The 14,821-nt window shown below is 48.1% G+C and carries 3 protein-coding genes; all 3 read left to right on the top strand.

Features of this window, described 5'->3' with window-relative positions:
* Window positions 1-24: 24 nt before the first annotated feature.
* Complete coding sequence (locus AK963_RS17700; protein ID WP_238593771.1) at window positions 25-4,956, top strand: VCBS domain-containing protein; 4,932 nt, start codon at window positions 25-27, stop codon at window positions 4,954-4,956.
* A gap of 275 nt (window positions 4,957-5,231) precedes the next feature.
* Window positions 5,232-11,489: a VCBS domain-containing protein gene (locus tag AK963_RS17695; protein ID WP_066016769.1), complete on the top strand. Its 6,258-nt coding sequence runs from the start codon at window positions 5,232-5,234 to the stop codon at window positions 11,487-11,489.
* A gap of 274 nt (window positions 11,490-11,763) precedes the next feature.
* On the top strand, window positions 11,764-14,821 hold a 3,058-nt coding region (locus AK963_RS17690), incomplete at its 3' end, for an Ig-like domain-containing protein (RefSeq protein WP_139117486.1).

The following is a 14,821-nucleotide window of genomic DNA, read 5'->3' as shown; positions in this document are numbered from 1 at the left end:
GGCACCGTGGATCAGCAGGTCACCGTGACCATCACCGGCACCAATGATGTACCGACCATTACTGCGGCCACCGATGTCACCGGCGCGGTGACCGAGATTGTGGATGGCGGCACCGGTGAAAACACCACCACATTATCCGACAGTGGTTCCTTTGCCATTGCTGATGTGGATCTCACCGATGTCCAGACCGTCAGTGTCACCTCCGACACCAGCGGGTACCTGGGCTCCTTTACCCCGACGGTCAGCAACAACACCACCGGTGACGGCACCGGCCAGGTGGACTGGACCTTCAGCGTGTCCGATGCGGACCTTGATTACCTGGCGGCGGGTCAGGTGCGGACCCAGACCTATACCGTCACGGTTAACGATGGCAACGGCGGCACCGTCAGCCAGGACGTCACGGTAACCATGACCGGCACTAACGACGTTCCGACCATCACAGGACAAGATACAATTCCAGCTCTATTGATTGATGACTTTAATGTTCCCATTTCCTTTGATGACATTATTGACACTAACAGTGAGCGAAGCAGCTTTGTCTCTGATCCTGATAGCTATTTGAGTGTTAACAATGCGTTGAAAGTCACCACCTATAATGGTGGCTGGGTTCGTGATTTCACCCTTCCCAATGATCCAACCTATGACGGAAAAGTTATTACATTCCAAAGCAGTGCGGAGTATAACTCTTACATTGCCTATGAGAATAAATCACAAACGCTCTCCAATGGACAAACCCTTGTATTTAAAAACTATGCAGGGACCTGGGTCAGCAACCTGGAAGCTTCGGCAATTCAGGAGGACAGTGGAGCAACTCTGACCTTTACCGGCATTCTGAACATTAATGACCCTGATAGTGGCGAATCATCGTTTACGGCTGAAACGGTTAATGGAACCTATGGGTCGTTAACTATGAATACGAATGGCCAATGGACTTACAGTGCTGATAACAGCCAGACTGCCATTCAGTCGTTAGGGGCAGGTGATACGTTAACAGATACTTTAACCGTTCAGTCCACCGATGGAACACCTCATCAAGTTTCCATTACCATCAACGGCACCAATGATGCACCTGTCATCAGCAATCTTACGGGTCATAATCTATCCCTCATTCCTGAAGATACAGAAAGCACAGAGTCTGACAACCTTGAGGGACTCAATACAGGCTCTATCGATAATCAAAATGGCTGGGTATTGGAACGCTTTAATACCAGCAGCTCTATTTTTATTGAAGATGGTTTTGGTGCCGACGGCAGTAAGGCCATGAAGTATACCGCCAGTGGATCTGGAGTTGGAAACAGTGCCTCCAGGGTGAATTCACAGGTACAGACAGTGCCTGATCTCACCGACGCGAGAGCCATGGTGGTCGAGGTTGATATCTATAAAAATTACTGGGGCGTTATGTTTGGCCTGGGTGCCGACCTGAATAATGATGGACAGATTGCCCGTGCTGCGACAGAAGAGCATGGTGTGAAGTTCTCTTTTAATCGCCTCTGGCTGGCTGACGGCAGTAGTGTGTCATTTTCGGGAGTCGGTAGCGGCTGGTCCAGGTATCGGCTGGAAATTGACATGGAAGCCAATAATGGTCAGGGTTCTGGAACATTAATGTTCCGCAACCTGACCTCAGGTGAAAGTGAGTGGACCACTCTTCCTGAGCTGACCAATATCAACCTCGCACTCGACCCTTTGGCGAACAATGCACGGAACCCGGAAAACTGGGATGGTGTATACCTTCATATGGAAGGCAGTACCGGTGGATTGGATAACATCAATATTCAAACCATCAACCCTGGCGATACCGTTGGGCAGATTATTACCGATGGTTCATTTACTGATGCTGACACCACGGCCGTTGAAGCCGTAGCCATTACGGCTGTCGATAACAGCAACGGCATTTGGGAATACTCAATCGATAATGGTGTGACCTGGACGGCTATCGATGATGGCAGCCTGGCAGACAACCATGCACTGCTACTGACAGCCACTGACAAAGTGCGGTTTGTTCCCGCCGCCAATTATAACGGTAATGCTGACTTTACTTTCCGCGCCTGGGACCAGACAACTGGAACCGCTGGAGCCTATGCTGATACCAGCACCAACGGGGGATCAACAGCTTTCAGTATAGAAACCGCAACGTCAGCTATTACCATATCGTCCACCAATTATGTGCCAACAATTGGTGGCACAACCACAGGATCTGTCGTTGAAGACGTTGCTGCCACACTGACAACCTCTGGGACACTGACTATTTCTGATCCTGACGCTGGTGAAAGCGCCTATACTCCAGCCACGGTTAATGGTCTGTATGGATCACTCACCATCGATGGAAACGGAAACTGGATATATAGTGCAAATAATAGTCAGGCAGCTATTCAATCACTTTCCTCTGGCGAAACGCTCACCGATACCCTCACCGTACAGTCGGTAGACGGTACTGAGCAGCCTGTAACGGTTACCATAACAGGGTCTGATAATGAGGAATGGGTAGCTCATCAAACTATTTCTCATAACTGGAGCTGGACTGCAAACCAGGACTGGAATGGTACAAGCTGGGGTGATGGGGGTAATGACGCATTTGACGGCTTTGGCCTTACCACATTAACCATTAACGGGACGACACAAAGCAATCTTAATCTTGGCTCTGCAGGTCAGGGTCCTGTGACTCATAGTATTGGTGGTGAGTCGGTTACCTCAGAAGTTGAATTCCTTAGTGAGAATATTCTTTCTATTAAGCTTGATGGATCAGAAGCGGTAAATGCAGTACTTCGCGTTGGCGGAAATCTCGGCTCCGACGGCACTCAAAACCTGACAACCGGCACCATGACCTTGGCTGGCAAAACAGTGACCTATGCCCAGTCGGTTAACACGGGAGGATCTGACCCTAATGTATTTATGGTCATTATTCCTGAACAGGACACCACACAACCTACTGCATCCTATGCTTATGAAGGTACCGACAACCTTTTTGGCACCCTCAACAACTTTAATTTCCCTGCTCGCATACTGATCATCCCTCATCGGGAGACTCTTTCAAGCATTATCAATAAACTGGAATCTGATCTCTATGTTAACAGTGCTCCTGTCATTGATCTTGATTTTGATGACAGTAACACCAGTGGCAATAACTGGGCCTCTACGTTCACTGAAGGTGGCAGCCCTGTAGCCATTGCTGATCTGGATATCACCATTCTTGACGACCACTCACCGCTACAGAGCGCCACCATTGTTCTGACGAATGCCCAGGTCGGCGATACCCTGGATGTCAGTCAGGTCAGTGGTGTCAGCACCTCCGTTAATACCAGTGTTGCAGGACAAATCACGGTAACCCTTAGCGGTGCTGCCAGTCTCCATACCTACGAAGCTGCCATTCGGTCAATTCTATTTTCAAATAATACGGATAATCTATCCACAGATGACCGACAGCTAACAATTCAGGTAGACGATGGCCAGGCAACCAGTAATATTGCTAACACCGTGCTTTCAGTCCAAGCAATTAATGATGCCCCAGAAATTCTGGATGCCAATAAAAATATCACCAATAACTGGAGCTGGACTGCAAACCAGGACTGGAATGGTACAAGCTGGGGTGATGGGGGTAATGATGCATTTGACGGCTTTGGCTACACCACGTTAACCATTAACGGGACAACACAAAGTAATCTGAATCTTGGCCCTGCGGGACAAGGCCCGATGACACATACCATTGGTGGTGAATCAATTACCTCCGAAGTTGAGTTTCTCAGTCAAAACATTCTTTCCATCAAACTTGATGGCTCTGATGCTGTCGATGCCGTACTTCGCGTTGGCGGAAATCTTGGCTCGGATGGCAATCAAAGTTTGACAACCGGTACCATGACCCTGGCCGGGAAAACCGTGACTTATGCTCAGTCGGTTGACAATAATGGATATGATCCTAATGTATTTATGGTCATTATTCCGGAAAATGATTCAACCCAGCCCAATGCCTCCTATGCCTATGAGGGTACAGATAACCTCTTTGGCACACTGAACAATTTCAACTTCCCCGCCCGGGTACTGATCATTCCGCACAGGGAGTCAATTTCTGACATCGTCAACCTGCTGGAAAACCAGCTCTATATTGAGCACCGTCTGACAACCATTGATGAAAACACCCTGTCAGACAACGGCAATAGCATTGCAGAAATCATTGCTGAAGGCCGTATTGCCGATGCCGATGGAACGGCAACACAGTCAGTTGCAATTACCGGTGGTTCTGCTGATGGTACCTGGCAATACTCTACCGACAGTGGCAGCACCTGGATTAATGTCGACGATGGCAGTTTGTCAGATAGTCATGCACTGTTACTGAGCGCCAGTGATCACGTTCGCTTTGTTCCTAATACAGGATTTACCGGGCAGGCTGACTTTAACTTCAGACTCTGGGACGAAACTTCCGGTAGTTCAGGCACCTATGCTGATACCAGTACTAACGGCGGTTCATCTGCATTCAGCGCAGAGGTTGATCAAGCCCTAATCAATGTGGCTACCAATTCATCTGTTATTGGACAGACCCTTCAAGGCACAGAAAATATTGACAACCTGTCTGGTGGAGGCGGCGACGATATTATTATCGGTGGTGCTGGTAACGACATATTGACCGGTGGTTCCGGTGCAGATCACTTTGATTTTAATTTTGCCGATATTGGTACGGCCTCTTCACCGGCCATTGATACCATTACTGATTTCAATCTGAGCGAGGGAGATGTGCTGGATATTAGTGACCTGCTGACCGATGAAGAGAATAACGACCTGACACAGTACCTTTCTTTTGATCAGGCAGACCCGTCTAATCCAGTTCTGGAAATTCGCGATACTGCTGATGGGGATATTACCCAGAAGATTAACCTGCAGGGTGTGGATTTGTCCGTGTTTGGCAGCACTGATACCGAGATCATTGATGGACTGTTGAATAATGGGAATCTTGGGACTGATAGCTAGTCAGTTCAGGGTTGTAGACTGATAGCTCTTTTAATTGATCGCTACAGGTCATCGTATTTAACGGAGAATAAAGAACATCATTATCTAATTAATTTTAATAAGAAAGCTGTTTAGCTAAACATCATTCAAAAATGCCAAAAGATATAATTAAACGAAATATAAAAACCTATATACATAGTGCCTAACTTATCCTACCCCATAGCAGACAACTATAATTAGTTAATCAGCTGGAACAGCATTTTTTCAAGGAAAACCTCGAAAAAGAGGTAAGAATAATGAATTCAAATAATAACAGTTCTGTTATCGGATACATAGCAGAAGCTAGCACTACTGTCGAAACCATTGATTCCAATGGAAATATTCAAGAAAAAAGGATAGGAGATCCTGTATTTCTTGATGAAACTATTATCAATGAATCAGGCTCACCCCTTGTTATTACATTATTAAGCGGCCAGACATTTATTGTCCCAGTCGGGCAACAAATGGTAATAGGTACGGAATGGATTAATACCCTGACACCAACGGCTTCTGGCGAAGAAGATGAAGAAAGCACCAGCTCATCAGAAGAACAGCCAGAGAATTCATTAGAAGAGCAGTCAGCAAATTCACCGGGACAGCAATCTGAAGCTTCCGACTCAAGACAAAACAATCAAAATCAACAAGAAAGCGATATCAGCGAGTCCCAGGAACTCTCTCAAGCGGTCATCATTGAGCAGGAGAGCAGTCAAAATACGGAACCTCAGTCAGAGGATGAGCTGACCCAGCTGGAATTCAACACTCTCAACCAGCAGGATAATGCCCAACCATCGACTTCCCCCGCCAGCATTGCTCCAGTTATCGAAAGTCAAAGTTTTGATGTTAATGAGAACGTCCCCGTAGACGGCTCTACAGTGATAGGTCAAGTGTTTGCCAGTGATCCAGGCGATGTAACGTATGCCATCACTGGAGGCAATGAAGACAACGCCTTTACCATCAAGCCCACAACGGGTGAAATTCTTGTTACCGGTCCCTTGAACCATGAAAGCAGGGATAGCTACAACTTAACCGTCGAGGTTACCAACCAGGCAGGTCTCAGCGAAAGTACGTCAATCAGCATTTCGATTAATGACCTCAATGAAGCGCCTGAAGCCCAAGCCGATTTTGATGATAGCTATGAAAACCATTCAGTGACCATCGATGTACTGGCCAATGATGTCGATGAAGACCTGGATGACAGCGCTACGCTCAGTGTCAGTGCTGCCAGCATTGTCTCAATGACCAATGATGGCGACAGCCAGATCATTCCGCTCAGCACCGCCAGTATCAGTTTCAGTGGTAACAATGTGACCTTCGACCCCGGCACTGACTTTGATTACCTGGCAACCGGTGAAACTGCCACAGTGCTGGTCAACTACACGGTTACTGACGACGATGGCACACCGCTGACCGACAGCAGTACTCTGACCCTCACCGTTACCGGTACCAATGACCGGCCATCGACAACAGTCAACTCTTCATCGGGAATAGAAGACACCGATTACACCTTTACCCTCGAGGATTTCCCGTTTACCGATATCGACAGTACCGATCGGCTTGAGGCCATACAATTCACGCAGCTGTCTGCTGAGGGCCAGCTACTGCTGGATACGAACGGGGACAGTGTTGCGGATACCAGCATAACAACCAGTGACCCGATATCACGCTCCGACCTGGAATCGGGCCGCCTGATCTTTCGCCCACAGCAGGACTTCAGTGGTACCACCTCCCTGTCGTTCCAGGTGAGTGATGGTATTGAATGGTCTGAATCAGCCTCGTTGTCGATCGACTTTGCCAACCAGGCAGACCCCGCCGTCTTCAGTGGAGACAGCACGGGAGCGGTCATTGAAGATAATACCGCAACGGACAGCTACCTGATCTCTGCCACAACAGGGCCCGGTTCATGGGAAAACGTCATCTTTGACCCCAACAATAACCGCATTTACATTGATAACCGGGTACTGGATGTCCATGGCAGTGAAGTCACCCATTTACGAATTCTGGATATCTTTGACAGCCCGGTAACCTTTGATCGAGCCGATAGTTGGTGGACATTTTTCAATATCGATCCCATTGGCAGTTTTGATCCTTCCAGCTCTCAATTTTCCGGCGCCATTCGCCAGATTCACAGCAGTTATGCACTATCAACCAATGTCGCCAGCGAGCCATTAAGCAGCGCTGATGAACTGGTGACCACGGGAGCATTGACCGCCACCGATCCAGACAGCGGGGAGAGCGGGTTTATCGAAGAAGCCATCAGTGGCAGTTATGGAACATTCACCATTGATAGCAACGGTAACTGGAATTATTCGGCGGATAACACTCAACCAGCGATTCAGGCACTGGGGGTTGGTGACAGCCTGACGGAGAGCATCACTGTCCGGTCGATTGATGGGTCCAGCCACAATGTGACCATCACCATCAATGGCACCAATGATCAACCCGTAGTGGAAGCAATAACGGCCAGTGCCTCTGAAGATGGCTCAATAATCACCGGCAACTTCGGTTCAACCGATGCCGATACCAGCGATACGCTCAGCTATATCATCCAAACAACACCCGGCGAAGGTACGGTCACCAACAATAACGATGGTACATTCAGCTTTAACCCTGGGAATGATTTCCAGGATCTGGCCGAAGGGGAAACCCGTCAGGTCTCGTTCACCTATGTTGCCGTGGATGACTCCAATACGGCCAATGCCACCAGTGAACCAGGCACCGTAACCATCACCGTCACCGGCACCAATGATGCGCCACAGATGACCAGTGTAAACATCCCCGATGCACCTTTGCCTCAGGAGTTCTGGGACTTTGCTGACGGTAGTTATACTGGTGCTAATGGCGCTGTCTTTACACCTTCTTCCACTCCCACATTTGTTGCTGGACCCAATTCTGATCACAGCAGTGCGATTCATTTTGATGGCGTAGACGATAAAGTATCCGCCACTTTTAATGCTTCTGAAACAGCCTTCTCCACGTCTTTTTGGTTTAGAACCACAGAAGCAACAGGAGGTTTGTTCGAAGTACATTCAGGTACTTCTGGACATGATCGGTCTATCTACCTGGAAAATGGCCAGCTGAAAGGGTATTTATGGCAAGGAGGGCCCACTGAAATTATTTCAAGCACCGACACTTATAATGATGGTGAGTGGCACCATGTAACCTATACGCTGGGTGGTGAAGCGGGTGGACAAACCCTTTATGTTGACGGTCGGCAAGTGGCTTCGGGAGAGTATAGCTTTTCAGGATTTACCAGTCAGACCAATATTCAGCTGGGGCATTCAAACTATGTGGGTGGCCACCTTGAAGGAGACATTGCTGGATTTAATATTTATGATGAAGCCCTGTCCAGCGACGATGTCCTGAACATTATGCAGGGGACAGATCATGCTCTCCAAATACCCTTTACTTCTACAGATGGTTCTTCAGAGTTAACCATATCCGATCCTGAACCTTTCAGCCTTATTGGTAAAACGGTACAGCTCAATTATAACGTTGGTAATAATAGCGGCACAGAAACAGCTGTAATAGGCGAAGGCTCGGAATTTCAATTGGAAGGCTGGGATAATGGTTTTGTATTGTCTGTTGACTTTGATACCGATGACTTAAGTTTATCAGGTAGTTACAACACCACTTTGGGCCCCGGCTTTCCAGTAGTCAGTGATGATTTTCTGAACTTTACCTTCACCGATGCTGACATAGGCAGTATTAATTATGTCAGCGGTGGTAATAGTAATGCTTATGGTCAAATAGATAGCACCAGTAACTCCATTACACTCACCCAAACAGAGGATACACAAAGCTGGAACTTTGGAAACTTACAAAATTACACAATAACAGAGGCTCCTGCCCCTGAAGCTGATCAGTCACAGTCTGCGATTGCTGCAACCGATGATAATGGTGCCATTGCGGTCTGGTTAGCTGAAGAAGGTGGCAGCTATGCCATTATGGGTAAACGGCTGACTGAAAGCATGGATGGCCTGGTTACTGCAGGAAGTGAATTTAAAATAAACACAAATGATCCAACAAGCAACCACAACATGTCCGCTCCAGACATCATTGTTCTGGAAAATGGTAATTATGTAGTTGCTTGGGAATATAGTGTACCTGGCTCAAACTCTACACCCAGGATTAAAGTTTATAATGACAATGGAGATGTGATCACTGATGAGTTTGCAGTGGGGTATGATGACTATTACTCAAACCTGACAGCGCTGTCGGGCAATCGTTTTGCCTTGCTCAACATGGATCCCGGTGGTGGACATGTTGTCAGAGTAAATATCTTTGATGATTCCGGTAACTCTCTGACAACATTCAATGCGGGATCTGCAAATACTTGGGACTGGTCAAAACCCGTCATGACCGAGCTGGACAATGGCAATTATGCGGTAGTCTGGCGAACAAGTAAATCAGGCAGCAATAATGCTCGCTTCCGTATTTTTGATAGCAATGGAAATCCTACAACCAGTGAGGCCAGTTTTGGCGATCATGCTGCCAATAACAGCCATGAGCTTGCGATAGAAACTTTGAGCAGCGGTCATGTAGTCAGTGCCTATCAGAGTACGGATGATGTTTATCTTCAGCGCTGGTCCCCTGATGGAACACCCCAGGGTGGTCCAATCAGAATCAACGCTACAACCGCAGGCATTCAAAGCCAGCCGGAGGTCACTTCACTGGCCGATGGCAGTTTCTATATCACCTGGACATCTGAAAATCAGGATGGTGCCGGCAATGGTATCTATGGCCGCCACTTTGGTGCCGACGGGGTAGCCATCAGCGGTGAAACCCTGATTAATGAAACGACAGCCGGCAACCAGTCAGACCCCCATGTTGTACAACTCGCTGACGGCACCCTGCAAGTTACCTGGACCTCCGATCAAAATGGTAATAACGACGTCTTCAGTCGTACGCTGGCCGTTGGTAACCAGGTAACTGAAAATGCCGCCAATGGCACAATGGTTGGCCAGGTGACGGCGACGGATATTGACGGAGATACCATCACCTATAGTTTGCTGGATGACAGTGATGGCCGTTTCGCCATTGACAGTGCTACTGGGGTTATTACCGTAGCCGATGGGTCAAAACTTAACTATGAAGACAGTGCCCAACACACCATCATAGCCAGAGCTACCGATACTCATGGTGCATTCAGTGATCAAACGCTGACACTTAAAATTAATGACCAGGCAGAGCAGGTATCCTCTGCAGATGCCAGTTTGTTAATCAGTCAAAGTGAAAGCTTTGCCTTCTCAGCAGACACTTTTGAATTTAACCAGGGTGACGGCCTCGATAGCCTGCAGTCGGTGACGATCAACTCATTGCCTTCATTAGGTAGTCTGACCTTAAACGGAGCAGCCGTCCTGGCTGGGCAAACCATTGCCGCAGCGGATTTACCTTCACTGGTATACACCGCCGGTACAACAGGCACCGGCAGCTTTGCTTTCTCGGTCAGTGATGGGGCAACATCAAGCGCTGAGTACACATTCAATATCAACAGCCAGAATGCCCAGGTCGCCACCAACCTGGTTACCAACCCCGGGGCAACATCCGGAACCACTGGATGGTCCATAATTGCCAACGGTGGCAATGGCTGGGCGACAAATAGTGGAAACCATGACGGCGATGGGGCCAGCTGGATAACCTCATATGGCTGGGCCCGGAAATCCCAGACCATTGATCTTTTGGCCAAAGGTTTCTCTGCCGATTACCTGGATTCACAACCCATCATCTCGGTCAGTGACTGGTATGCACAGAGCACTTATGGCGGCGACCTGTACAATCTGAAGGTACAGCTCAGGGATGGCAGTAACAATGTCATCGCCACTTACGACACTGGAACAATAACTGCCGTATCCGGCTGGAGTGAAGCATCCCATTCGTTTGAAAACTACGGTAGCGGTGTAAGAAGGATTTATATTGAGCATGGTGGGCGTGACGGAGAAAACTGGGGAGGCCATTACGGTACACGAATAGATGATACCTCAATCACCATTGGAGAGGGCCAGATAGAAATCAACGGCACTGCCAGTGATGACATACTTGCCGGTACTGCAGGGGACGATGAACTGATTGCCCAGGCAGGGCATGATAAACTGTATGGTGCTGCGGGAAATGACACCCTCTCTGGTGGCGAGGGTAACGATCTCATTGTTGGCGGAGCCGGTGACGACATATTATCGGGCGGTGCTGGTGAAGATATATTTGATTTCAATTTTGCCGACATTGGTACGGCCTCTTCACCAGCCATTGATACGATTACTGATTTCAATCTGAGCGAGGGAGATGTGCTGGATATTAGTGACCTGCTGTCCGATGAAGAGAATAACGATCTGACACAGTACCTTTCTTTTGATCAGGCAGACCCGTCTAATCCAGTTCTGGAAATTCGCGATACTGCTGATGGGGATATTACCCAGAAGATTAACCTGCAGGGTGTGGATTTGTCCGTGTTTGGCAGCACCGATACCGAGATCATTGATGGACTGTTGAATAATGGGAATCTTGGGACTGATAGCTAGTCAGTTCAGAGTTGTAGACTGATAGTCTCTTTTAATTGATCGCTACAGGCCATCGTATTTAACGGACAATAAAGAACATCATTATCTAATTGATTTTAATAAGAAAGCTGTTTAGCTAACCATCATTCAAAAATGCTAAAAGATATAATCAAACGAAATATTAAAATCCATCTAAATAAGGTTTAATCAATTCTACCTATAGCAAACAACTATAATTAGTTAATCAATAGGAAAAGTAGCTTTTCAAGGATAACCTCGAAAAAGAGGTAATATAATGAATTCTAATAATTATGGTTCTGTTATCGGGTATATTACAGAAGCCAGCACTACTGTCGAAACCATTGATTCCAATGGAAATATTCAAGAAAAAAGAATCGGAGACCCTGTATTTCTTGATGAAACTATTATCAATGAATCAGGCTCACCCGTTGTTATTACATTGTTAAGCGGCCAGACATTTGTTGTCCCAGCAGAGCAACAACTGATGATGGGGACGGAATGGATTAATACCCTGGCACCAACGGCTTCTGGCGAAGAAGGTACAGGCGGTGAAGAAGGTGAAGAGAGTACAAGCTCATCAGAAGAGCAGCCAGAAAGTTCGCCACAACAAGAACTGGCTGCTTCAGACTCAACACAAAGCAACCCAAATCAACAGGAAACCGATGGCAGTGAACCACAGACACTGTCTGAAGCGGTCATCATTGAGCACAATCAAAATACGGAATCTCAGTCAGAGGATGAGCTGACCCAGCTGGAATTCAATACTCTCAACCAGCAGGACAATGACGAAGCATCAACCCCCTCCGGCAGTATTGCTCCAGTTATCGAAAGTCAAAACTTTGCCGTCAATGAAAACGTCCCCATAGACGGCTCTACGGTTATAGGTCAAGTGTTTACCAGCGATTCAGGCGATGTAACGTATGCCATCACTGGAGGTAATGAAGACAACACCTTTGCCATCAGACCCACAACGGGTGAAATTCTTGTTACCGGGCCCCTGAACCATGAAAGCAGGGATAGCTACAACTTAACCATCGAAGTTACCAACCAGGCAGGTCTCAGCGAAAGTACGTCAATCAGCATTTCGATTAATGACCTCAATGAAGCACCTGAAGCCCAAGCCGATTTTGATGATAGCTATGAAAACCATTCAGTGACCATCGATGTACTGGCCAATGATATCGATGAAGACTTGGATGATACCCCTGCCAACTTCAGCCTGAACAGTGCTGAAATTGTTGATAACCATGGCAATATTATTTCAGGCCAGGGTTCTGTAACCATTCTCGAGAACCGGTTGCAGTTTGCACCTGGTGCTGATTTTGACTACCTGGCAGCTGGTGAGTCCACCGTCATCACCATTCATTACATCATGAGTGACGATGGCGGTCTGACTTCGGATGCCAGCGTCACCATTACCGTCACTGGCACTAACGATGCACCGGTGGCTACCGCCGATATCGACACAACCCAGGAAAACAACAGTATTTCCGTCGATGTCATTGCCAACGACAGTGATCTGGATACCAGCAACAGGCTCAGCCTTAGTGCCGCCAGCATTGCCACCATGACCAACAACAGTGACAGTCAGGCCATTACGCTCAGTACCGCCAGTATCAGCTTCAGCGGCAACAACGTGACCTTCGACCCCGGTACTGACTTTGATTACCTGGCGGCCGGTGAAACTGCAACCGTACTGATCAACTACACGGTTACCGACGACGATGGCACCCCGCTGACCGACAGCAGTACCCTGACCATCACCGTCACTGGCACCAACGATGCTCCTGTTCTGGATAACAGCGGCGATCCGATACTGTCCACTATCAATGAGAATACTACTGATGCACCGGGCCAGTTAGTGTCTGATTTATTTGGCAGTCTTATTACGGATGTAGACAGTAATAGTCCCAAGGGGATAGCCATTACCAGTGCTGACAATACCAACGGCAACTGGCAGTTTTCTGTTGATAACGGCGCTAACTGGCAAGCAGTCGGTACCCTCTCTGAGACCAGCGCTCTTTTGCTGGATGCCGCTCATAAGATCCGCTTTGTGCCTGGTGAAAATTACAATGGTACGGAATCCATTACCTTCAGGGCCTGGGATCAGACCAGTGGTACCGCTGGCAGCACTGCCGATACCAGCACCAATGGCGGTGTATCTGCATTCAGCTCAGCCAGTGAAAGTGCCAGTCTGACCATTACACCTGTTAATAATGCACCGACACTGACACCATCCGGCAGCACTGTCTCGGCCTCAACAGAAACCACCTCCGGTGGTGGTTTTTACGGTGACCTCGTCGCCTTGCCCGACGGTGGTTTCCTGAATGTCTGGAACAGTTCAGGCCCGACTATTGAGATGCAGCGTTATGATAGCAATGGCGTAGCCCAAGGTAGCGTCATCACTGTTTATGATGACCCTAATAACAACACCAGTTATAACGAAAGTGTGGCTGTTCTCAACGATGGCAGCGTTGTTGTAAGCTGGACTCACTTTGGTGACAGTGCTGACGCATGGGCACAAGTTCATAACCCTGATGGCTCTGTACGCCAAGCTGCATTTCAGTTAAACAGTCAGCACACCTTTCTAAGCCAATGGAACCCTAGTCTTTCCGCACTGGGTGATGGTGGATTTATTGCTGTCTGGAGTGATGTTCACCAGTATATAGGCAGTGGTGGCCAATACGATTTATATATGCGGCGGTTTAATGCTGATGGAACAGCAAGAGACGCGCAAGAGATTCAGTTAACCAACTCTTCAACAGAACAGAACTACCCCTCCATTACCCAGTTATCTGATGGCAGTCTGGCCATGGCCTGGATTCAGTCAGGCAGTGTTCATACTCAGAAACTCGATAGTCAGGGTAATCTGATCGGCAGCCCGGTGCAGGTATCTGAGAACACCAGTCATAATGTCGGTGATCCACCGGAAATAGCCGCACTAACCAATGGCAGTTATGTGCTCACCTGGATGGACTCGTCCGGCCAGGATGGCGAAGGCTACGGTGCCTTTGCCCGTATTGTTGACAGTAATGGCCAGCCCATTGGGAATGAGTTTTCTGTCAGCAGTGACAACTCTCTGCCAGCACAGGTCTTCCCCGATGTCACCGCCCTGAGTGATGGGGGCTTTATTGTCACCTGGCAAAGCGGTGCTGACCTCAATAACGGCCAGCAGATCTGGGCTCAGCGTTACGATAGTTTGGGAGCCCCCGTTAACAACGCCTTCAGGGTCGGTGCTGGCCAAACCGATAAACAGCCTACTGTCGTTGAACTCAGTGACGGGACGCTGGCGTTCAGCTGGCAGGATAACGATGCCTATGAGATTCGCACCC

It is taken from the genome of Endozoicomonas atrinae, from assembly GCF_001647025.1.
Taxonomy (GTDB): domain Bacteria; phylum Pseudomonadota; class Gammaproteobacteria; order Pseudomonadales; family Endozoicomonadaceae; genus Endozoicomonas; species Endozoicomonas atrinae.
Note: the sequence above shows the minus strand (reverse complement) of the source record. Positions and strands in the feature narration are given on the sequence as shown.

Coding starts and splice junctions, on each gene's coding strand:
- AK963_RS17695 (WP_066016769.1), top strand. CDS start 5,232: ATGAATTCAAATAATAACAGTTCTGTTATCGGATACATAGCAGAAGCT.